This window comes from Nitrosococcus watsonii C-113, from assembly GCF_000143085.1.
Classification (GTDB): Bacteria; Pseudomonadota; Gammaproteobacteria; order Nitrosococcales; family Nitrosococcaceae; genus Nitrosococcus; species Nitrosococcus watsonii.
The window spans coordinates 1,287,946-1,309,504 of the sequence record NC_014315.1; the positions used below are offsets into that span (position 1 = coordinate 1,287,946).

The 21,559-nt window shown below is 51.4% G+C and carries 17 protein-coding genes; 4 read left to right on the forward strand and 13 right to left on the reverse strand.

Annotated features, from left to right (window positions below):
• Nucleotides 1–16 precede the first annotated feature (16 nt).
• The 8 genes from pepN to NWAT_RS05930 form a co-directional block, all read right to left on the reverse strand.
• On the reverse strand, nucleotides 17–2,668 hold the full coding sequence (gene pepN / locus NWAT_RS05895) for an aminopeptidase N (RefSeq protein WP_013220228.1): 2,652 nt from the start codon (nucleotides 2,666–2,668) through the stop codon (nucleotides 17–19).
• Between the two features lie 235 nt (nucleotides 2,669–2,903).
• Nucleotides 2,904–3,974, reverse strand: coding sequence for a 2-aminoethylphosphonate aminotransferase (locus NWAT_RS05900; protein WP_013220229.1), 1,071 nt, complete (start codon nucleotides 3,972–3,974; stop codon nucleotides 2,904–2,906).
• On the reverse strand, nucleotides 3,971–5,125 hold the full coding sequence (aepY, locus tag NWAT_RS05905) for a phosphonopyruvate decarboxylase (protein ID WP_013220230.1): 1,155 nt from the start codon (nucleotides 5,123–5,125) through the stop codon (nucleotides 3,971–3,973). The genes NWAT_RS05900 and aepY overlap by 4 nt, the downstream gene beginning before the upstream one ends.
• Nucleotides 5,126–5,136: 11 nt before the next feature.
• Complete coding sequence (gene aepX, locus NWAT_RS05910; protein WP_013220231.1) at nucleotides 5,137–6,807, reverse strand: phosphoenolpyruvate mutase; 1,671 nt, start codon at nucleotides 6,805–6,807, stop codon at nucleotides 5,137–5,139.
• 31 nt (nucleotides 6,808–6,838) lie between these two features.
• Nucleotides 6,839–7,609 carry a phosphocholine cytidylyltransferase family protein gene (locus NWAT_RS05915; protein WP_013220232.1) on the reverse strand — a complete coding sequence of 257 codons (771 nt, stop codon included), beginning with the start codon at nucleotides 7,607–7,609 and terminating at the stop codon, nucleotides 6,839–6,841.
• A 22-nt stretch (nucleotides 7,610–7,631) separates the two neighbouring features.
• Nucleotides 7,632–8,402, reverse strand: a complete 771-nt coding sequence (locus NWAT_RS05920) for a phosphorylase family protein (protein ID WP_013220233.1) — start codon at nucleotides 8,400–8,402, stop codon at nucleotides 7,632–7,634.
• Nucleotides 8,396–10,375 (reverse strand): squalene--hopene cyclase, encoded by a 1,980-nt coding sequence (shc, locus tag NWAT_RS05925; protein WP_013220234.1) that lies wholly within the window; start codon nucleotides 10,373–10,375, stop codon nucleotides 8,396–8,398. The genes NWAT_RS05920 and shc overlap by 7 nt, the downstream gene beginning before the upstream one ends.
• Nucleotides 10,376–10,411: 36 nt before the next feature.
• Nucleotides 10,412–11,512 carry a phytoene/squalene synthase family protein gene (locus NWAT_RS05930; RefSeq protein ID WP_013220235.1) on the reverse strand — a complete coding sequence of 367 codons (1,101 nt, stop codon included), beginning with the start codon at nucleotides 11,510–11,512 and terminating at the stop codon, nucleotides 10,412–10,414.
• 279 nt (nucleotides 11,513–11,791) lie between these two features.
• Here NWAT_RS05930 and NWAT_RS05940 point away from each other — a divergent pair, with 279 nt between their 5' ends.
• A complete protein-coding gene (locus NWAT_RS05940; protein WP_013220237.1) occupies nucleotides 11,792–12,700 on the forward strand; it encodes a hypothetical protein in 909 nt (302 codons plus the stop codon).
• 97 nt (nucleotides 12,701–12,797) lie between these two features.
• Here NWAT_RS05940 and NWAT_RS05945 read toward each other — a convergent pair whose 3' ends face one another.
• The 5 genes from NWAT_RS05945 to NWAT_RS05965 form a co-directional block, all read right to left on the reverse strand.
• Nucleotides 12,798–13,370 carry a peroxiredoxin gene (locus NWAT_RS05945; RefSeq protein ID WP_013220238.1) on the reverse strand — a complete coding sequence of 191 codons (573 nt, stop codon included), beginning with the start codon at nucleotides 13,368–13,370 and terminating at the stop codon, nucleotides 12,798–12,800.
• A 337-nt stretch (nucleotides 13,371–13,707) separates the two neighbouring features.
• Nucleotides 13,708–14,280 (reverse strand): Slp family lipoprotein, encoded by a 573-nt coding sequence (locus NWAT_RS05950; protein WP_013220239.1) that lies wholly within the window; start codon nucleotides 14,278–14,280, stop codon nucleotides 13,708–13,710.
• A gap of 137 nt (nucleotides 14,281–14,417) precedes the next feature.
• Entirely contained in the window at nucleotides 14,418–15,278 is an 861-nt protein-coding gene (locus NWAT_RS05955; RefSeq protein ID WP_013220240.1) for a sterol desaturase family protein, read from the reverse strand.
• A 169-nt stretch (nucleotides 15,279–15,447) separates the two neighbouring features.
• Nucleotides 15,448–15,645 (reverse strand): hypothetical protein, encoded by a 198-nt coding sequence (locus NWAT_RS05960; protein ID WP_013220241.1) that lies wholly within the window; start codon nucleotides 15,643–15,645, stop codon nucleotides 15,448–15,450.
• Between the two features lie 103 nt (nucleotides 15,646–15,748).
• The gene (locus NWAT_RS05965; protein ID WP_049772932.1) at nucleotides 15,749–16,030 is read right to left on the reverse strand and encodes a cupin domain-containing protein; all 282 of its coding nucleotides are present in this window, start codon (nucleotides 16,028–16,030) and stop codon (nucleotides 15,749–15,751) included.
• A gap of 239 nt (nucleotides 16,031–16,269) precedes the next feature.
• On the opposite strand from NWAT_RS05965, the gene NWAT_RS05970 reads away from it, so the two are divergent.
• From NWAT_RS05970 to NWAT_RS05980, 3 genes are all read left to right on the forward strand, one after another.
• The gene (locus NWAT_RS05970) at nucleotides 16,270–16,722 is read left to right on the forward strand and encodes a hypothetical protein (RefSeq protein ID WP_013220242.1); all 453 of its coding nucleotides are present in this window, start codon (nucleotides 16,270–16,272) and stop codon (nucleotides 16,720–16,722) included.
• Nucleotides 16,723–16,889: 167 nt separating this feature from the next.
• Complete coding sequence (locus NWAT_RS05975) at nucleotides 16,890–18,398, forward strand: efflux RND transporter periplasmic adaptor subunit (protein ID WP_011330629.1); 1,509 nt, start codon at nucleotides 16,890–16,892, stop codon at nucleotides 18,396–18,398.
• A 15-nt stretch (nucleotides 18,399–18,413) separates the two neighbouring features.
• Entirely contained in the window at nucleotides 18,414–21,557 is a 3,144-nt protein-coding gene (locus NWAT_RS05980; protein ID WP_011330630.1) for an efflux RND transporter permease subunit, read from the forward strand.
• Nucleotides 21,558–21,559: the final 2 nt, after the last annotated feature.

A 21,559-nucleotide genomic window follows, 5' to 3' on the forward strand; every position in this document is an offset into this window, starting at 1 on the left:
CCAACCCTACTTTCCGCTAGCCCAGGGCCTTTGTGGTAATCTCATAAACGTCTTTAGAAATCCGGAGTGACTTAACGATGTGTTCTAATTGCTCCTTCATTATTATTTGCCGGCTTTGATCGTAACGCCGCCAGAGATTAAAAGTGCTGGCTAAACGGGCCGCAATTTGCGGGTTAAGCGGATCGAGTTTAAGAATATAATCCCGAAGAAAACGGTAACCTTCACCGCTAGGATCATGAAAGCGAACTGGATTTCCCTGGCAGAAAGCGCCAATAAGGGCGCGGACTTTGTTAGGGTTAGTTAGTTTAAAAGCAGGATGCTGGGTGAGTTTTTTAACGATAGCAAGTGTATCCTGGCGCCGCGAGAGGGCTTGGAGAGAAAGCCATTTATCCATGACTAAAGAGTCGTTTTTCCATTGGTTATAAAAAGCTTGGAGAGCGATTTTTCTCTCGGAACTTTCGGTATCCGCGAGGCTAGAGAGGGCAGCAATGACATCGGTCATATTGTCGGACTCGTTAAATTGCTGAAGGCAGCGGCTTCTAATGTCTGGCCCATCCAGCGTCATGAGATATTCAAGACAGATATTGCGCAGCTTACGCCGGCCTATCTCTTCAGGAGAGGAGTGATAGGGACTAGTACCGGCTAGAGATTCGTAAGTGGTGGTAAAAGTACCGTGCAGGGCTTCAGCAAGGCCGCGCTGAAGGAAACGGCGCGCTTTATAAGCGGCCTCTGGATCGATGACTGCCATAAATTCAGCCAGATAATGCTCAGAGGGTAACGTTAGAATTTGAGCCACGAAGGCTTGGTCTGATTCGTCGCCCGCTAGGATTTTTTCAATCGTATTGGTAAAGGCAGGATCTAAAATAAGCGGCTTTCCTTGTTGGTGATCTTCCACCAGTCCCAGAAGAATTTTGATGGCCAGTTGTTGGCCTGCTTCCCAGCGATTGAAATGATCCTTGTCATGGGCAAGAAGAAAACAGTATTCCTCATTGCTAAGGTCCAGATAAAGTTTGACCGGCGCTGAAAAACCACGTAATAGGGACGGTACCGGTTTAAAAGGAACATTTTGAAAAACAAAGGTTTCTTCTGTTTGGCGTAATTCGAGAACGCGGGTACCGGTAATTGCTTCCACCTCTCCGGCAAGTTGTAGGGGAAGATCCTGGCCTTCAGCATCGAGCAGGCCGACAGCCAGGGGAATATGAAAAGGCGCTTTATGGGGTTGCCCCGGTGTAGGGGGACAGGTCTGTTTTACCTTAAGGGTATAAGTAGATGCTTTGGGATCATACACGTTACTGATTCGCAGTTCTGGTGTTCCTGCTTGGCTATACCAAAGGCGGAACTGAGAGAGATCGACATGATTCGCCTCTTCTAAAACTTGGACAAAATCGTCAGTGGTAACGGCCTGACCGTCGTAGCGTTCGAAGTAGAGATCAGTCCCCTTGCGGAAGCCCTCCGTACCTAATAGACAATAAAGCATACGTACAACTTCGGCACCCTTTTCATATATGGTTAGGGTATAGAAGTTATTAATTTCCACGTAGGAATCCGGCCGTATGGGATGGGCCATAGGTCCAGCATCTTCACGGAATTGATAGCTACGCAAGCGGTTGACGATCTGGATACGCTTGACGGCGGATGAGCCTTGATCGGCGCTGAACTGTTGATCACGAAAGACTGTAAAACCTTCTTTGAGGCTTAACTGAAACCAGTCCCGGCAAGTGACTCGGTTACCTGACCAATTATGAAAGTACTCATGGGCGATCACTGCCTCGATATTTTCATAATCCGTGTCGGTAGCCGTTTCCGGTTTAGCCAGTACATATTTGGAATTGAAGATATTAAGACCTTTATTTTCCATAGCGCCCATGTTGAAGTCATCCACGGCAACGATCATGTAGATATCCAAATCATATTCCCGGCCATAGACCTCCTCATCCCATGCCATGGCTCGTTTAAGGGAGTCCATGGCATGGTCGCATTGATCCCGGTTATGAAATTGTACATACATATGCAGTTGGATTTTACGGCCTGATCGAGTGATAAACTCATCCTCGATGCGGGCTAAATCGCCAGCCACTAAAGCAAATAAATAGGAGGGTTTGGGAAAAGGATCTTGCCATTTGGCAAAGTGGCGGCCAGTATCCCGTTTGCCTTGAGCGATCAAGTTGCCATTGGAAAGTAGTATTGGATATTTTTTTTCATCCGCCACAATGGTGGTAGTGTAACGGGCCATCACATCGGGACGATCTAGGAAATAGGTAATACGGCGGAATCCCTCTGCTTCGCATTGAGTACAGAAATTTCCGTTTGAGGTATATAGTCCGGAGAGAGTGGTATTATCCTGAGGGTAAATGCGAGTCTCGATTTCTAGGGTAAAGCGATCCGGGACTTGGAGGAGGGTAAGCGATTCCGAATCTTGATGATAATCCTTCGTGCTTAAAACTTGACCGTCCTGTTTAATTGAAAGTAATTCTAGCTCTTCGCCATTCAAGACGAGAGAGGAGGAATCGGTCTTTGAGCGGCGGGAGAGTGCGAGCCGGGAATGAACCGTTGTGTGTTTTTCTCCGAGTTCAAAATGCAGATCAATAGTTTCAATATAATAGTCAGGGGCTTGGTAGTTCTTTAAATAAATAGTTGGAGGGGCTTTGGAGGCTTTAGTTTCTAGCATGAATTTTTCTCCTAAGCTTGTTTATTAAAGAGGCAGTTATACTGTTGGGCATAAGAAGGAAGGGGCAAGATAAAAAATCTTGGAGCAAGAGCGAATGGAAGTCATATCTAATTTCTCTAAAATACCCCTTATCCTGGACTTAATATCTGGATGTGCATGGTAGGCGCAAAGCCTAGAAGCTGAGCAGCTTGGGGCATGCTTCTATTACCCTCCAAGGCACAGAAGTTAAATAAAACTACGTTAAAATATTGTTAACTGCAGTGAGAAATCGTTGCATGTCTTGTACGGAAATGGCACCCATGGTGGATATCCGGAAGATTTTGGCTACTAATCCTCCTTGCCCAGCGTAGATGATGAAGCCTTGTTGTTTGAGTTCATCGTGTAATGTCTCGTAGTCAATATTCGGCGGCAAATGATAGGATCGTAGGACGCAAGACGATGATCCACGGGGTAACAATGGTTTGATATCCATTTGCCTGAGTCCATCGGCAACTAAATTAGCTAAGTGGCGATAGTGTTCTCCTCGGGCCTGCCAACCGCCAGCGTCGGTCAATTCATGCAAGGCTTCCGATAGGGCATAAAAACATTGGATGGCTGGCGTGAAGGGGGTATTTCGCCGATCCTGCTCTTGGCAGTAGGTTGCTAAATTTAGATATAGGCTGCGGCAGGGAGGAGGTGTGGGCAGGCTATCCCGGCGTATTATGACAAAGGCGGCACCTGGCGCACCGTGCAAACATTTATTAGCAGTGGCTGCTAAGGCGCTGATTCCCCATTCTTCGAAGGCCAGAGCCTCAGCACCAAAGCTGCTGACGCCATCGGCTAGCAATTGGGCATTGTACCGGCGGCAAAGTGCGCCAATTGCCGCCAGATCATTGAGTCGTCCGGTAGTGGTTTCGTGATGGACAGCAGCCACATGGGTAATGCAGGTCTCCTCTGCGAGCATTTGTTCTAGTTGCGGGATATCAATTTCGGCTCCCCAGTTATGGTGCAGGGCAGTATGAGGGATGCCATGAATTTGAGCAATTTTGGAAAGCCGCTCTCCATAGATCCCATTTTCAATAACTAGCAGTTTTCCTCGATCTGGAACTAGGCTGCTTATCATGGCTTCCATGGCGGCGGTGCCGGAGCCACTTAGCAGTATGGCTGCCCAACGTTCGGGATCAAGCCCATAGATAGCCAATAGTCGCTTCCGGATCTGGTCCTGCAAATCGGCAAACTCCGCTTCCCGATGGCAGAGATCGGGTTGCAGTAAAGCTGCTCGGACTCGTTCGCTAAGATTAACCGGACCTGGATTGAGTAGAATCATGGAATCCTCTTTAAGTGGGCTATTAACCGAGCTTTAGTCTCTGGCGGAGCTAAGGGGGGACGGGGTAGATCCGCGGGAGCTCCCGGGCGGGTTTTAAGTTGGGCAAAACGGGGACCGTTAGAATCGGGGATCGAAAATAATTCATCCAGCAAAGACAGGCTGTTTCCTTCCAGGGCCAAGGAGTAACCGCAAGCCTTCGCTACCTGGGCAAAGGAGAAGTTGTTGGAAACTGTTGCCTGGGCTCCCGTGGAATCATGAACTTCATTGTCCAGAAGGATATGGATTAAATTAGAGCCGCCGTAGGTACCCACTGTTGCTAAATTGCCCATACGCATCAAGGCGGCGCCATCACCATCAATGACCACTACCTGTAAATCCGGGCGGACTAGGGATAAGCCTAAGCCCAGTGAGGAGGCGCAGCCCATAGAGCCCACCATATAAAGTTGATTGGGCCGATCCTCAAGGGCGCATAACTCTCGGCCCGTGTAGCCTGTGGTAGCAATGACCACGGTATTTTTTTCCGGCGTTCGGGAAAGCAGAGCAGCTAAAGCCTCGGAGCGGGAGCAAAGAGAACCAGCCTGGTAATAGCGATGTAGTTCGTTATTTTGATGGGTGACGCGTTTGAGAACTTTACTGCCGCTTGCACCATAGGGGGCTACGGAATCTTTGCGCATAATAAAGGCGTAGGGGCGCTCTGCTTGGCGCATATATTGGTTGGCCCGCCCCAAGGCTGAGTGGATTTGCTTGCTTTCCAAAGGAAAATACTCCCAGGGAATGTCCATGGTTTCCAGCAGTGAACCGGTAATTTGTCCCATAAGCTCATGTTGAGGTTCATCTTGAAGCGTTGGGTCCCCTCTAAGGGTAATAATGAGGAGTATCGGGATATGGAAGGTATGGGTCAGGGAGGTCAGTGGATTAACGGCATTACCGAGGCCAGAATTCTGCATCATGGCAATAGCTGGCTGCCCGCCTAAATAGGCACCCGCAGCTAGCGCTACAGCATCACCTTCATTGGCCGAAGAAACATACGTTAAATCGTTGCGCTCGATAACATAGTTAATAAAAGGAGTGAGGAAGGAGCAGGGAACGCCTCCATAACAGCTAAACCCGCCTTCGCGAGCACCGTCGATAAACTCATGGGCTTCTATCATGGGAATCCTAATTATTGATGACCGTGGGCAAAGTCGCCAGCGCGAGTTAGATCCTCCATGTTGTTTACATCCAGCCAATGGCCGTTAATGTAGAGAACCTTGATAGGATGGCCGCTGGCGACCAGATGATTGAATAAATCGGGCATTGCAAGTTGGGGAAAATTCTCTTGTTGCCGTAACGCTTGGAGAGCATCGAGTAGCCATTGGCGTCCTTCGCCCGCGACTCGTACCATGCCGATCCAGCGACCGTGGGATTGTTTACCGAGCTGCTCTTTTTGCGCCTCAATGCGAAGGAGGTCCACATCCTGGCGGAACAAGGAACGGTCATCGGGCTGGGAGCAGAAAGCCACATCCCGGATGTCATCCTTCATGCCAGGAGAAAGGGCAGAATCCACCACGACCACAATGTTTCCTGGCACGTGGCGCAAATCATTTAGGATATAGCTGCGGAATAGCAGGTCGCCATAGGTAATGATGGTATCTTCCGTTAAGCTCTCAAGGGCACAGGCAAGGGAGGATAACTCACTGCTATGGCCGTAGTCTGGATTATGAATGAGGGAAATCCCTTTGACATCAATAGCTTCTGGTTTATAGCCAGTCACTACCGTGATGCGATTAATGTGCTGGCGTTTAAATTCGTCTACCAGGCGGCGTAGTAGTGGGATGCCAGCCACCGGCAGCATGACTTTGGGGCGTTCTTGAGTGAGGCTTTCCAGCCCTTTGCCTTGGGTGGCTCCCAACACAATCGCTCCCGTCTCGGCTTCTGGGGCAGTGCTGTAGCGGCGTTCAGCAGCTAGTAATTCTTCGGCTCCTTGGAGACGGAAGATTTCACTGACCGGTGCAACCCGATCCTCAATGTTAACCAGGGTTTGCGTGGCATGGATTTCCCGCGCCACTTGGGCCATCGCGGCCGCTGCGGCCCGAATTAAATGATTGGCCCAAATGACGGTGCTGATGCCCGCCTTGCGGAATACCTCGGTGGGCGTGCTGTAGTATTTAGTGGGGACAATAATGAGCGGTGCCCGGTTTCCCCATTCCCTGGCGAAGGCCAGAATCTCATCGGCTTGGGAGAGCTTACTGTGGATTAAGATGGCATCCGCGCCAGCCCGATGGTAAGCTTCTGCGCGGCGCAAGGCTTCATCCAGCCCCCAGCCCGCGATTAAAGCTTCGACTCGTGCCACGATGGAGAAATTCGGATCGCTTTGGGAATCTTTCCCAGCCTTGATCTTGCCGCAGAATTCGTCTATCTCAGCTAAAGGCTGGCGCTCGCCACCAATGAAGCTGTTAGTTTTAGGAAAGATTTTATCTTCGATACAAACGCCGGCAATCTCCCTTTGTTCTAGCTTTTTCACCAACCGGCGCAAGTTATTAAAGTTTCCATAGCCTGTATCGCCATCCAGGAGAATAGGAACGGTAGTAGCGTCGGACATAAACTCCAGCATATCCACTATCTGGGTCCAGCTAGCCTCATTATTGTCCCGCACGCCAAACTGGGAAGAAATAGCCAGGCCGCTGGCCCAAATTCCCTTAAACCCGGCTTCTTCAGCAATTCGGGCACTGAGGCCATTGTGGGCTTCCAGTAAAAACTCCGTAGGTTTAGATTCCAACAAAGCCCGTAATTGGGCAAATTTTGAAGGTCGGTCTTTAAAAGGTTCAGCCGCGGGCAAGGGTACAGTGCTCATATCAGGGTCAATATTTTTGGTGTCAAGAAATTTAAATGTTAGCGTTTGGTGCAGACGGCTCTAGGGACTGTAAGTAGGGTAAAATGCTATTATTAGCCTGCTGGATATCTTCCGGAAAATCAATTTCTATCCAGGGCAATCCGGTGATATCCTCGATCCCAAAACGCTCCGGCGTTGCTAGCAGCAAATCCCGCACGGCCTCTTCATGGGGTGCCTCTTGGTGTGCTTGATCGAGGTAGTGTTGGCACCGGTCAGCGAGTCGGGAGGCCATTTCTTCCGCGAAGCGAAAGAAGCCTACCGACTCGCCTATTGTATCGTAGTGTAGTTCTGCTGGGATCTGTTTACGAAATTCCACCAGAAGCCCCTTCCGAAGGCAGAGTTTGACCGGTTCTTCGCCAGGTTCGAAGTCGCGGTCAAGTAGAAAGCAATTGCTGTGGGGGGATTGCAGGAGGCGTTGCCCTAGGCGATAGTCATAGAGCACATCCGCATCCATTAATAAAATCTCTCCCCCGGCGCGGAGTTGATCCCGCAAGGACCATAAGCTGACGATGCTGCCTGCATTAAAATCAGCATTATATACAGTTTGTGGGCGAGGGAGGAATGCCAGTCTATCGAGTGCTTGTTCCACCTGCTCAGCCTGATAGCCTACCGCAATGGCGATATCTTGAACGCCTAACCGGGAAAGGATGAGAAGGTGGCGCTCAAGTAGGCTGTGGCCGCCGAATTCCAGCAAGCATTTGGGTTGGTTATGGTGATTGGCAAGGCGTTTGCCGCGACCGGCGGCTAGAATAAGGGCGCGCATGGTTTGCTAGCATTCACTCAATTTATGGCGCCAGGAGAGTAGGGCCTATCCTTGCCACTACCGTCCGTAAAGTGGCCCTTGCAGCCTGAAAATACCTTGCAAGTTGCCATAAATCAAGCATTTCCCAGGGGCGCTTAAGCAGGTTTGCCAGCAAGGGGAATAGCTGTAACTGCCCTTTGCTATCCAGGGCCTTTAGAGCGGATGGGGGCAAGGCAGTTTGAGCCGGATCGGCTATCGCCCGGATCACCAAAAATGGGACACCGGCGCTAGCTGCCGCTTTGCCCACGGCTGCGCTTTCCATATCCACCGCCACACAGCCTGTTTGCCGATAAAGGCGGGCTTTTTCCTCTGGCGAGGAGAGGATAGCTTCTGTGTGCTGGAGGGGTGCGCTGGATAAGAGTAATGTTCCTTCCAATCGCTCTAAAAGGGATTGCAGCCAGCAGGGATCAGTGCCGTATTGCTCTCCATTGAGGAGGCGTACCTGCTCTGGTAGAAGCAACACTCCTGGTTTCAGGTGAGGCGCTAGGCCACCCGCGACTCCCCAGCTAATTAGCGCTTTGGCGCCTGTGGATAATAGGTTTTCGGCAGCCCGGTGGGCCCGTTCAGGACCGATACCGGAAAGCTGCAAATGAAGTGAGTCCGACAAAACAATCTTATCGCCAGGGCGCAGCCGCTGTTTGGCAAGGCAGCCGCCTTCCGCTGGTAAGGCGGCCACCACGCCGGTCCGCGTAGACGATAAGGGTAGCGCCACAGTCGTTTGGCGGACCGCTTTGCGAGCGTTTGTGATCAACACTGCCGATTAAGATGGTTGCGATAGCGGGCGAGGGCCCACAGGGGGAAAATTTTATCATAGCCATGGTATTTAAGATAAAACACTCGGGGAAATCCTGGCGCATTAAAGGCTGGATGGTCCCACAGCCCATCCTCTTGTTGAACCTGCAGGAGGTAGGTAATGCCTTTTTTAACGGCCTCGCTATTGGCTTCCCCTACGGCCATGAGGGCAAGCAGGGCCCAGGCGGTATGAACGGGTGTGCTTTCTTGATAGTGCCCCGCAAGTGAGCTGTCGAAGTACGAGTAGTTGTCTTCACCCCAGCCTCCATCTAAGCGTTGAACTTGTTTCAGCCACTCAACCGACTTCCGAATAAATCCTTCTTGGGGGTCGATACCCGCCTGCTCCAAGGCGGTTAGGATGGACCAGGTTCCATAAATATAATTGGTGCCCCAACGGCCAAACCAGGAGCCATTAGGTTCTTGTTCCTGGCGCAGATAATCGAGGGCGCGCTGCAAGGGTTCTGCATATTGGGGGGCTTTTAGACGCCCTAGCAATACGATGCAGCGGGCAGTAACATCAGCAGTGGGAGGATCGAGCAGCGCCCCATGATCGGCAAAGGGGATTTCATTTAGATAATAATGGGTATTATCTGCTTCGAAAGCAGCAAATCCGCCATTGCGAGATTGCATCCCGCAGAGCCAATCGCTGGCTCGCCCTATAGCTTCCCCGTAGTGCTCCGGGGTTGCGGCTTGATCCATGGCCCAGGCTACGAGAGCTGTATCGTCGAGATCAGGGTAGTAACTATTATTATACTGAAAGGCCCAGCCACCGCCTTTAAGGTGAGGGTGTTGCTCCTGCCAATCTCCAGGCTGTTCCAGAATTTGCCGTTCCTTGAGCCAATCGAGGGCGCGGATGACCGGTGCCGTGGTGTGCCCGCCCTCGGTTTCCTGGAGGGCCAGAGCAGCTAAACCCGTATCCCAAACCGGTGACAGGCAGGGCTGACAGGAAGCGGAACTCTGCTCTTCTATCACCAGATTCTGAAGTGCTTTTTTAGCCTGAACCCGCCTCGGATGATCCGGGCTATAACCCAGCAGAATCAAAGCCTCATGGGCATTGACCATGGCGGGGAAAATTCCCCCGAGACCATCTTCTCCGTTTAAGCGTGCGGTAAACCAGGTTTCCGCTTTTTTGAGGGCGCGGCGCCTAAGCATCGATGGAATCAATGGCTCCAGCAGGCGGGCCGTGCGTTCCACCGAAAGTAAAATTTTGTTGAGGCGGGAGCGTACCGGAAAATAGTGACGTTCCTGCTCCGGTGGAACAGTGAATAACTCTTGGACATGCACATTCCGGGGGTTTTGGGCCTGCGCCTTAAGGCTGTAAAGAATAGCCAGGGGAACCATAACTGTCCGCGACCAATAGGAGACTTTACTCAAATGGAAAGGGAACCAACGGGGCAGGAGCATGATTTCCACGGGAATGAAAGGAACTCCACGCCAGGGAATCTGGTTAAACATAGCCAAGGCAAGGCGGGTGAAAACGTTCGCGCGGGCGCCGCCACCCTGGGCGAGAATGGCTTCGCGGGCCCGGCGCATGTGGGGCGCATTGGGATCATCCCCGGCCAATTTTAGGGCGTAGTAGACTTTTACTGAACAGCTAATGTCCAAGTCGCCCCCTTCGTACAGGGGCCAGCCCCCATGGCTGGCTTGCTTGGCGCGCAAGCGAGCGGCGAGTTTACGCTCGATTTCCAGTTCCAGTTCGCCCGTGAAGTGAGTCCAAAGAATATACTCAGCAGGGATGGTGCAGTCTGCTTCCAGTATAAAGCACCAATGGCCATCTGCCTGCTGGAGTTTGAGTAAAGCATCCCGGGCAGCGGTGATGGCTCCACCGAGCTCTCTAGGGCGAGTATCTTGGTGTAAGGTTTCAGTGGCTGGTGCGGCGGTGGCAATATCTATGGCGCCGGCTGATTCCGGAGCTTGTCGAAGTGCGCGGGTCATAATGCGATCCCCTTGGGTTTATTAATTCCATCAAGCCTATTTCTCTGATGACGCTTGCGGCGCAGATATTTGTTTACTGTCGTTGCTATTTGCCTCTAGTGGTATAAAAGGCACACCTTTTGCCGCAAGTTTAAATAGGAATGTTAATACCTTATCGTGATTTGCTGCAACACTTGTTAAGAGTATTGTTGCTTTTACGCTACGACGGGAGATCTTGACTTCCCGGCTAGCTGAAAAATTCCGGCGCCGATGGAGCTTGCGTAATGTCAGCATGGCAAGGCCAATAGCCCACAGACAAAAACGTCGGATACCTCCTTCTTCTGGAGGAATGAGTAGAGTATAGGTTAAGGCGTTGCGGAGATGGGCATGGGTAATGCCAATGAGGTGTTGGAGGCCATCGCCAAAGGTGGATTGATAGTGGCCGGGTTGAAGGTTATCCAAATTAAAGCCCGCTTGTTCGAAGATAGTGCGGGGCAACCAGCAGATTCGCCTTTTTCGATCATCCCAGATGTCCTTGAGAATATTGGTCATTTGCAAACCTTGGCCAAAAGAGACCATGAGATTGCGCAGGGCTTCGCGGTTGCGGTTGATCCCAGGAGAGTAATCGCAAAAAAGCTCCGTCAGCATTTCGCCGACGACGCCGGCGACAAAGTAGCAATATCGGTCCATAGCCTCCATATCGGCTAGACCCCGTAAGCTGGCGGTATTCTGAAAGTGAGGCATACCGTCGCACATAATGCGCACGCAGCGTTCTAGGGCTGCGCGTTGGCGGGAATTGAAGCTGTGGGTAATGCGGATAATCCGCGGCGTATTTCGAATGAGTTCCCGTTCGGCGGCTAGGGTATGCTCTGATAGTAAAGGGTAGAGGGCGTGGGCAAAAGCCTCAGCCGAGGATTGCCCTGCGACTACCGTAACGAAGTCGTTGGAAAAGTTTTTTTTCTGGGTGGTGCTGAGGGTGGGTTCATCCTCAATGGTATCGGCTATGCGGCACAGGAGATAGCCATTAGCTACCACCTCTTGCAAGGGGGAAGGGAGCTGGGGAATAGTAAGGGCAAAGGTACGGGAGACGCCAGGAAGAATATAATCCTGGTAGTTTTTGTCGGTTGAATCGTAACTAATATGATAAGAGCCCATCATTTTGGCAAGGAGGCGCTGTTATTTTCCTGATTGTTATTGAGAAATGTGGTTGCGTGTTCCGAAACTTAATATTACCGGAATGGCAAGGGTAAGTCTCCATGGAGGGTATAATTTAAAGAAAAAAGATATTTTTTCTTCCGGGGCTTTCCAGAGATATTATACGATGTTTTTTCTCAACCATGATAAGCGGCTGCAGCGGCGTAGAAGCATTAAAGTGCGAGGGATAGGGTGTAACCTCGGTATGCCGAGGGGTCCTAGCCTGATAGAGGCGATGATTGGATGACTGCTATTAAGAAGCGCCGCCGAAAACCAAATGGCGGCCAGCCAGAGAGATCTGCTGGAAAGGCGGTAGCCGATCAGCGGGTTTTCCTAAAAAAGCTGGCTTTAACTACGTTGCTTCTAGGTTTGGTGGCTTTAGCCTGGTTGGGTACCCTCAGCCAATATGGGGAGGATTATATTGACCGAGTCTTTACACAGGCGCTGACTACATTTGCGGTAGCGCGGGCCTTGAATGGCGTAATTTCCGTGGCCCAGGGCACTAAATTGGCTGTTGAGCCGGCAGGCGTGGGAGCGAATTTTGCCCTGGGGGAAGTGCTCGATCCCATCAATGATCTTATCGAGCGTTTTTCCTGGGTTATGCTGGCTAGCACCACTGCCTTGGGTCTGCAAAAGCTGTTGCTGGAGATGGCAGGTTGGTGGGGAATACGCATTTTTCTGTTGGGCTCAACACTATTGTTTATGGTCTGCATGTGGTGGCCATCCCGTATTTATGGGCAATTTTCTCCCTGGGTGACGCAATTATTACTGACAGCCTTGCTCCTTAATTTCGCCGTGCCTACGGTGACTTTTTTTAGTGACCAGGTATTTGAGGATTTTATTAGGGAAAAGCAGCAAATCTCGATGAATGCACTAGAGCAGGAGAGTCAGGAGTTCAAACGAATTGAGGAGTCGTTGCCAACTGAGAAAGCTCGGATAAAGGAGCAGACCTGGCGGGAGAAATTATCCCAGTTAATGGGAGGCATGCGGGAATCCTTGGATTTCGAGGCGGAGATTCAACGGTTAAAGGTAAAATCGGAGGAAATTGCCGAGCATGTGATTGCTTTGATTGTGGTGTTTGTTTTACAGACGATTATTCTTCCCTTGCTGCTAATTTGGCTATTACTGCGGGCTATCAGAATAATCCAATGAGCTTGCCACAAATCAGTCTTGCCTCCGGGACATACAGAGCAAGCCTGTTTAGGTGAGCCAGGAGAGGAAACCTCCCCTGGCCCGATATAGTCGAGGCTTAGCCAACAAATGCGCGGCGGGGCTCGGATACTTCCGTTGTCTCCTCTCCCTTAAGGGCGGCTAGCATGGTATCAGCATCGGAAACCTGGAAGGGATCGGTGGGGCAGTTATCGGAGAAATCAGGCTCCACGAATAATTCTTCAATCTTTCCATCATCTACCAGCATGGAGTAACGCCAGGCACGCATGCCAAAGCCAAGGTTGCTCTTATCTACCAGCATCCCCATCTTGCGGGTAAATTCGCCATTGCCATCAGGCAGCATTTTAACTTTTTTCGCTTCGATATGGCGGCTCCATTGGAACATGACAAAGGCATCATTCACCGAGAGGCAATAAATTTCATCTATCCCCATGGCCTTGAATTCATCATAAAGTTCTTCATAACGAGGCAAGTGGTTAGATGAGCAAGTTGGCGTGAAGGCCCCGGGTAGGGAGAAAACAATTACCTTCTTGCCGGTAAAAATTTCCTTGCTGGTGATATCCTGCCAGCGGTAAGGATTGGAGCCTTCGATGGATTCATCTCTGACCCGGGTTTTAAAGGTGGCGTCGGGAGCATATTCAATTCTGTGCATGTTCTACTCTCCTTAGATGCGTGGTGCTTGAATAAATCACCTGCGATGCCTTTTAGGCGTAATAGCGACGGCATCCAGATGAATGAGCGATTTTCTTTTAAGACAGTTAAATATCTTAATTAACCATAGCTCATGAGATACTTTCCAGCAAATCTTAGACGAAAAGCAAGGGAAAGGGTGATGTTGCCTTTCCTCAAGTTACGCTACTTGATAAAAATAGTTCTATTGAGGGGCGGACTCTGTGCCTCTGCTATCCGCTATCTTAATTTTAAGGAGCAGGCTATTGGGTAATTTAAAAAGGCGGCGATTCGTTAGGGTGAAATGCCTGCTGGGTCTTCTACCACCAAAACCCATAGGGCCAACCGTAATAGCCATAGAAATTGCCATAAAAATAGGGGTAAGGTCCGTAGAACCAAGGGCTATTGTAGTAGCGTCCATAATCGTAATAATCGGAGCGGGGCTGCCAGAGATAGGATGACTCCACGGTAATGACTGGAAATTGGTAAGGAAATTCACCGATAGGGTGGGTCTCTACCCCGCTCACAGTACCAAAGATCGTCAAGTCCTGCTTGACGCTGTAGATGGCTGGATCAAGAAACTCCTTGAATCTAGCGATGAAGCGTCCCTCGCTTTGACTATAATCCTTGGGTCGCCCCTCGCTATCGAGTTGATGGGAAACCACCTCAATGGAAGTTTCGGATTTGCCGTTCTTGATGGCGGCAATGGTACCGCCCCATCGCACCTGGGTTTCCATATAATGGTTTACATCGGCACGAACTTCCGCCACGCTTGGGTTTTCCGGAGGGGGAATGCGAATGACCACCGGTACCTGGCTTGCGCAGCCGATCTCCAATAGTCCCACAAAGACTATTCCTATTTTCCAGTTTAGAAGCATCTTTCGAATCAACATGATCTTCACCCAAGCCTATAAAAATAGTCTGCCTTGTATAAAAATAGACTATTTATGAAGCCGCATACATAGTCGGAAGCGGAAGATGTTTTACCCAAAAAAAGGAAGACCTTCGCTGAGATGGCTCCGCTTAGATATTAATCCCTATCGCGCCATTGGCGGCGGTTGATGGCATAGCCGGTTATCTGGCCAATGAAGGGCAATCGCAGCATTCCCGGCAGCCAGGCACAGTGGCGGAGGTCACGAAAAGTATGGATACCAATGTCCATAGTTTTATGGCCTGCACGGGGTTGATCGCGATAGGTGCCAAGTAGCCGATCCCACCAGGGCAGGTTGAAGCCAAAATTGGAGTTGGTTTCATCGTCTTCTATGGAATGATGTACTCGGTGCATATCGGGGGTCACCAAAAACCAACGTAGTATTCTATCCAACTGGGTAGGGAGATATACATTACTATGGTTAAACATGGAAGTGGCATTCAGCAGAATTTCGAAGATGATGACGGCTGCCACGGGTGGCCCTAGTACCGCAATGGCGGTAAATTTGATCCCCATAGACAGCACTATTTCCAGGGGATGGAAACGGACCCCCGTGGTCAGATCAAAGTCGAGATCGGCATGATGGACTCGGTGGAGTCGCCACAGGGCCGGTACGGCATGGAACATGACATGCTGAAGCCAAATAGTAAAGTCCAGTATCAGCACCGAAAGGGCAGCAGCCAACCAAAGTGGGAGTGGATAGATATTGAACAGACCCCAATTCTGTTCGGAAGCAAGCACTGCCATACCTGCCGCAGCAGTGGGAAAGAGCCACCGTAAAAGGAGAGTATTAAAGAATGCCAGAGCGAGGTTGTTCAGCCACCGTATGGGGTTGGATACGGAGAGTTTGCGCCGGGGAGCAGCGAACTCCCATAGTGCCATGAGGGCAAAAATGCTAAGAAAAAATCCTAAGCGAAGAAGTATCTCCTGAGAGAAGATAAATTCACTCAAATTCGTCATCCCGTTGTGGTATTCGTTTCATCTAAATCAACTTGAACATAATGTCGTGATTTAGCGGCGCCTCTTGGGTCTGTATTTTGCTATCTAGTCCTACTCCATAGCCGCTTTATCTGCTTGATATGGAAACCCATTACAATTCGTAAAACCCCCGTCGCAACGAAAGCACCACCTAGCCTAGCAGAACGCCGAAGAACAGTACGGTGACAACCGTAAGGGTCACACTCATTCCAAGCGCAATCGTTCCCAATACTATGAACAATATGCCCAAGGCTAATAACCAGCCCCAGTGTTTACCCAGATCTCCGAATACTCTCTCTATTTCGGGAGCCCGCTCCTTGGTAAATGTCTTGCTCGTTATTTCAGTCATTTTTTCCTCCTATCTGTTTAATGAGAAATGGTTAGCGCAAACCTTCCAGATAGCCTTAATGAGTTAGCGTTGATGAGGAACTAAAATAGGATCTCCTTTTATTTTAATAAAAAACACAAGAAATTTGCCTTCTTTTAGTATTATTCACATTTTTCATCACCGTATGTATCTCAGCAGGGGTTTCATAAAATGTATCCCCAGAATTTAGCACTTTTTCCTTTTCGCTTTTTACCTGCATCATGATACTGCCCTCCAGCGCATAAACAAATGTATGTGCGCTATGCTTGTGGGGCGAGTTAGATTCACCTGGTTGAAGTTTAACGGTTAGCATTGCAATTTCCTGGTTATCAGGTAACGGTGGAATGTCTACATTGGAATTAAACATGGATGTTTAATGCCCCCCCTAGCGAGAGTGTTTGCCTGTGCGTGTCCGCACGCAGACAGGCGAAGTGAAACGGCGCCATCGAGAGCGAAGGCCAAAATAGATATTAAACTCATCTTTAATAATTATAGAGAAATCTTCTCCATATAACGCTAGTAGAAGGCTGTTGACGGTTGTTCTCTGACTTGACTATACTGGAACTGATCACCTCGGGAATATTGGTAATCCCTTAAGCAAAATCAATGTATCGTTTCCGCCGCTCAAAAGGATGGCTTAGCCTGTGGCTTATCGTCGCGGTGCTGGGGCATTTCGGCTTAAGTCACCCTGAAGAGTCTGGGTGGGTGCTTTGCTTTGGGGTAGACAGCCATGTGGCGGTGGAGCCTGCCGATCATAACCATTTTGTTCCGCCTACCTCGAATGGGATTTCTCTTGCTAAAGGGGACGTTTATACCCAGGGGCTAACAACAGGGGAAAGCCCGTGTCTGGACATTCCCGTGGTGAGCGAAGACCATGGCGCCCACAAGCCATTGAGCGGATCTCAACAGCCTTCCCTCGATGAAGGTCTGGCGGCGGTGGTACTAATTATCGCCGTTATTCTCTTCCCTCACACGATAACTAAACCAGTTTTTCTTCCCGATCCTTCTATTGTTGACTCTAGGCTGGTTGCCCTTCGTAGCGTTGTCCTTCTGAATTAAATCCTTAATTGCTGTGCTCCCGCGCCGTGTTTCCCTTAAGGGGGGATAACGGTGCCGTACTGCTTGCCTGGAGAACCTGCTTGCAGAACAGGATTCTCTCGCTGGAGTGCTCTTCCCCAGGCAATAAGGATTTTTCTGCTGCTCAACTTTGGATTAAAACTTGGACAATGAAAAGTAAAAGTGTATTCGCTGGGGTTAGCGTGATTTTGGTAGGGCTTGTTCTGGCCTGGCTTATCCTCCATCAGGAAGAAGAGTCACCTAATGGGCCTGCTGAAGGGGAAGCCCATGCCGGCCATGAAGAAGACGGAAAGGCTGAGGAACGCCACCGGCGGCACTTGATCCAAAATGGATTCGAGCTTGAAGTTGGGCTTGAAGAGGGGCAGGAAAGTTCCCCCCATTTTCGGGTTTTTGCCTATGAACAGGAACAGCTGATTAATCCAAAGTCCACGCAACTTGCTTTCCAACTCCAGCGGCCGGGAGAGGCCCCAGAGTTTATAGGTTTTCAGGCTGACGGAGAATCTCTACGTAGTACCCAGCCCATTGCTGAACCCCATATATTTAGGGTTCGAGTGGCAGCCGAGTATCAAGGCAAAACCTACCAGTGGAAATACTGGCAGGTGGAAGGGGGAATCGAATTACAACCGGGCGCTATTGCAGAGGCGGGGATTGGGATTAAGGTGGCTGGTCCCGCGCCCATTAAGACTACCGTGGCCTTCCCCGGCGAAATTCAATACAACCCCCGCCAAGTGGCCCATGTGGTGCCTCGGGTGGAGGGAGTCGTCACCGAGGTGCGCAAGTTCCTCGGCGATAAGGTGAAAGAAGGCGAAATTCTAGCGGTGCTGAAAAGCCGGGAGCTGGCGGATCTGAAAAGTCAATATTTGGTGACTCTTAAACGTTTGGATTTGGCTCAAGAAATTTTTGAGCGGGAAGAACGCTTGTGGAAGGAAAAAGTGTCCGCGGAACAGGACTACCTGGTAGCCAAAAAGGAGCTGGCTGAAGCCCAGGTGCTGATGGAGGCGGCGGCACAAAAACTCCGCGCTTTGGACTTTTCCAAGGTTGATTTGCAGGCTATGGATTCGGAAACCGGAGCGCTTTTTAGCCGTTATGAGCTGGAAACTCCTTTTAGTGGGGAGGTGGTGGAAAAGCATTTGGCTTTGGGGGAGGCCGTGACTGCCAACGCAAAAATCTATACGATTGCCGATCTGTCCACGGTTTGGGGCGAGATTACTGTCTACAGCAAAGATTTAAATCAGGTTCGGCGAGGCCAGGAAGTGACGGTGAAAGCGACGGATATGGCGCTTTCCACAGAGGGCAAGGTGTTTTATATGGGACCGCTGGTGGGGCAGCAGACCCGTTCGGCCAAGGCCTATGTGGAAATTCCCAACCCCCAAGGACGCTGGCGTCCGGGATTATTCATCACAGTGGAGGTCGTGCAGGAGAAAATCAAGGTTCCGGTAGCAGTGACCGCCGAGGCGGTTCAAACTTATCAGAATCGCCCGGTAGTATTCGTTCAGCACGGAAACCTTTTTGAGCCCCGGCCAGTGGTGCTGGGAAGGGGATCGGGCCAGTGGGTAGAGGTGCGCCAGGGGCTCTCGGCAGGCGAGCATTACGTTGCTAGCAACAGCTTCGTGCTTAAATCCGAGCTCGGTAAATCCACTGCCACCCATCAGCATTAATTCAGGAAGGAAGCTATGTTTGAACGGTTATTAAGATCCTCTATCGAGCACCGGGGATTGGTCATGCTGGCCATGGTGGGGCTGATCCTGCTGGGAATTTATAACTTCCAGCGTTTGTCCATCGACGCGGTGCCTGATATCACCAACATCCAGGTCCAGATCAATACCGCCGCGCCCGGCTACTCGCCCCTCGAAACCGAGCAACTCATCACCTTCCCGGTGGAGCTGGCCATGTTGGGCGCTCCCCGGCTCCAGGAGACCCGTTCGATTTCCAAATATGGGCTCTCCCAGGTGACCGTGATCTTCGAGGAAGGTACGGATATCTATTTTGCCCGCCAGCAAATCAACGAGCGCATCCAGCAGGCCAAGGGCCAGCTTCCCTCGGGCATTGAGCCCCGCATGGGGCCTATCGCGACGGGACTGGGGGAAATCGTTCTCTGGACCATGGAGGCGGAACCCGGGGCGCGCCAGCCAGATGGTAGTCCCGTGACCAGTACATATCTGCGCACCCTGCTGGATTGGGTGATTCGTCCCCAGCTTCTTACCCTCCCTGGGGTGACGGAAGTCAACAGCATCGGCGGCTATAAGAAACAATATCATGTGACCCCGAGTCCGGAAAAGCTTATCGCCTATGGGCTTAGCTTCCGGGACGTTATGACGGCCCTGGCGGAGAACAATCAAATGAAGGGGGCCGGCTATATCGAGCACCACGGGGAGCAATTCCTGATCCGGATTCCAGGGCGGGTTTATACGCTGGAAGAGATCCGTAATATCCGGGTAGGCACCTATCAGGGCATCCCCATCCTTATTAAGGACCTAGCGGAAGTTTTGCTGGGTAAGGAATTACGCACGGGTGTGGCCACGAGAGACGGCCAGGAAGCGGTCATCGGCACTGCTTTTATGCTCATGGGAGAAAATAGCCGCGCTGTGGCTCAGGCGGTGGGAGAAAAGCTCACTGAAGCCAATCGCTCCTTGCCGGAAGGAGTGGAAGCCGAGATTTTCTATGACCGGACGAACTTGGTGGACAAGGCGGTCGTCACGGTACGGAACAATCTGGTGGAAGGGGCGGCTCTGGTGATCGCCGTATTGTTTTTTTTGCTGGGCAATATCCGGGCGGCGCTGATCACCGCCATGGTGATCCCTCTGTCCATGTTGTTTGCCATCACCGGTATGGTATCGGAGGGGGTAAGCGCCAACTTGATGAGCCTGGGGGCCATTGATTTTGGCATCATCGTGGATGGCGCGGTGGTCATTGTGGAGAATAGCGTGCGCCATTTGGCGGAGGAGCAACAGCGGCGGGGACGGACGCTAACTCTTTCTGAACGCCTCAAAGTGGTGTATGAATCTTCCGAGGAAGCCCGTCGAGCGATCCTGTTTGGGCAGATGATTATCATGGTGGTTTACATTCCCATTTTCGCCCTCTCCGGGGTAGAAGGCAAAATGTTCCACCCCATGGCTCAGACCGTCATTATGGCGCTGTTTGGGGCCATGATTCTTTCCATTACCTTCGTCCCCGCCGCTGTGGCTTTGTTCATCGGCAAGCGGGTTTCGGAAAAGGAAAATTTCTTCATGAGATGGGGTAGCAAGGCCTATCTGCCCACCCTTGACTTTGCTTTGCATCACCGCACCTTAATGGTGACCTCTGCCGTGGTCATCGTGGCCTTGAGTGGATTGCTGGCGACCCGCCTGGGCACGGAGTTTGTGCCTAGCCTGGATGAGGGGGATATTGCGCTCCAGGTTTTGCGCACCCCGGGCACGGGCCTCCAGCAATCCATTGCCATGCAAGAGAAGGTAGAGCAAGCGTTCAACACGTTTCCGGAAGTAGAAACGGTCGCGGCCCGGATTGGGACGGCGGAGGTGGCCACCGATGTGATGGGGCCCAACATCAGCGATATCTATATCATGCTCAAGCCTCGGGAAGAATGGCCCGACCCGGACCGGCCCAAGGAGGATCTCATCGAGGCCATGTCCCAGCGGATCGCCCGGCTTCCCGGCGGCAAGTACGAATTTAGCCAGCCCATTGAGCTGCGTTTTAATGAGTTGCTTTCCGGGGTTAAAGCCGATGTAGCGGTCAAGGTCTTTGGCGATAATAGGTCGGTTTTGTTAGAGACGGCGGAACAGATCGCGGTTGTCCTCAGAACCGTGCCGGGGGCCTCGGATGTACGGGTAGAGCAAGTCACGGGGTTGCCGGTGCTAACCGTGGAGATAAAACGGCCGGAGCTGGCCCGCTACGGGCTCAATGTGGCCGATATTCAACGAACCGTCGAGGCCGCCATGGGCGGGGTGGCGGTAGGTAAAATCTATCAAGGGGATCGCCGCTTCGATTTGGTGGTGCGCTTACCGGAGCGATACCGGACGGATGTGGATGCCTTAAGGCGCTTGCCCATCCTTATTCCGCCAAGTCTTGGGGCTAGGGCTGGGGCTGCCCAGATTCCAGCTCCGGCTTATATTCCCCTGAGCACCATCGCCGAGGTGCAAATAAGTCCAGGACCTAACCGTATTAGCCGGGAGAACAGTAAGCGCCGAGTGACCACCACCTTCAATGTCCGGGGCCGGGATATGGGCTCCGTGGTGGCGGAAGCACAAGCCAAAATTCAGGCACGGGTGGAGATCCCGCCAGGCTATTGGATCGACTGGGGCGGCCAATTTGAACTGATGACCGAGGCGGCTGAGCGCCTGAGCCTTGTGGTCCCCGTTGCTCTGTTGCTCATCTTTATTTTTCTCTATAGCACCTTTGGCAATCTGAAAGATGGGTTATTGGTCTTTACCGGTGTACCCTTTGCCCTCACGGGGGGCGTACTGAGCCTGTGGTTGCGGGAAATTCCCCTGTCCATTTCCGCAGGAGTGGGATTTATTGCCCTCTCCGGAGTGGCGGTGCTCAATGGGTTAGTGATGATCACGTTCATTCGCATGTTGCGCGATCAGGGCTTGTCCCTAGAAGAGGCCATCCGCCAGGGGGCCCTTACTCGCTTACGCCCGGTGCTCATGACCGCCCTGGTTGCTTCCCTGGGTTTTGTGCCCATGGCCCTGGCCACCAGCACCGGGGCGGAGGTGCAGCGGCCCTTGGCTACGGTGGTCATCGGGGGGATCATCTCTTCGACCCTATTGACCCTTCTGGTATTACCCGTGCTTTACCGGATAATCCATTACAGGGAGTAAAG

Excerpts from the sequence above, each read along its gene's own strand:
- pepN (WP_013220228.1), bottom strand. The coding sequence starts at position 2,668 with ATGCTAGAAACTAAAGCCTCCAAAGCCCCTCCAACTATTTATTTAAAG.
- NWAT_RS05900 (WP_013220229.1), bottom strand. The coding sequence starts at position 3,974 with ATGATTCTACTCAATCCAGGTCCGGTTAATCTTAGCGAACGAGTCCGA.
- aepY (WP_013220230.1), bottom strand. The coding sequence starts at position 5,125 with ATGATAGAAGCCCATGAGTTTATCGACGGTGCTCGCGAAGGCGGGTTT.
- aepX (WP_013220231.1), bottom strand. The coding sequence starts at position 6,807 with ATGAGCACTGTACCCTTGCCCGCGGCTGAACCTTTTAAAGACCGACCT.
- NWAT_RS05915 (WP_013220232.1), bottom strand. The coding sequence starts at position 7,609 with ATGCGCGCCCTTATTCTAGCCGCCGGTCGCGGCAAACGCCTTGCCAAT.
- shc (WP_013220234.1), bottom strand. The coding sequence starts at position 10,375 with ATGACCCGCGCACTTCGACAAGCTCCGGAATCAGCCGGCGCCATAGAT.
- NWAT_RS05930 (WP_013220235.1), bottom strand. The coding sequence starts at position 11,512 with ATGATGGGCTCTTATCATATTAGTTACGATTCAACCGACAAAAACTAC.
- NWAT_RS05940 (WP_013220237.1), top strand. The coding sequence starts at position 11,792 with ATGACTGCTATTAAGAAGCGCCGCCGAAAACCAAATGGCGGCCAGCCA.
- NWAT_RS05945 (WP_013220238.1), bottom strand. The coding sequence starts at position 13,370 with ATGCACAGAATTGAATATGCTCCCGACGCCACCTTTAAAACCCGGGTC.
- NWAT_RS05950 (WP_013220239.1), bottom strand. The coding sequence starts at position 14,280 with ATGTTGATTCGAAAGATGCTTCTAAACTGGAAAATAGGAATAGTCTTT.
- NWAT_RS05955 (WP_013220240.1), bottom strand. The coding sequence starts at position 15,278 with ATGACGAATTTGAGTGAATTTATCTTCTCTCAGGAGATACTTCTTCGC.
- NWAT_RS05960 (WP_013220241.1), bottom strand. The coding sequence starts at position 15,645 with ATGACTGAAATAACGAGCAAGACATTTACCAAGGAGCGGGCTCCCGAA.
- NWAT_RS05965 (WP_049772932.1), bottom strand. The coding sequence starts at position 16,030 with ATGTTTAATTCCAATGTAGACATTCCACCGTTACCTGATAACCAGGAA.
- NWAT_RS05970 (WP_013220242.1), top strand. The coding sequence starts at position 16,270 with ATGTATCGTTTCCGCCGCTCAAAAGGATGGCTTAGCCTGTGGCTTATC.
- NWAT_RS05975 (WP_011330629.1), top strand. The coding sequence starts at position 16,890 with ATGAAAAGTAAAAGTGTATTCGCTGGGGTTAGCGTGATTTTGGTAGGG.
- NWAT_RS05980 (WP_011330630.1), top strand. The coding sequence starts at position 18,414 with ATGTTTGAACGGTTATTAAGATCCTCTATCGAGCACCGGGGATTGGTC.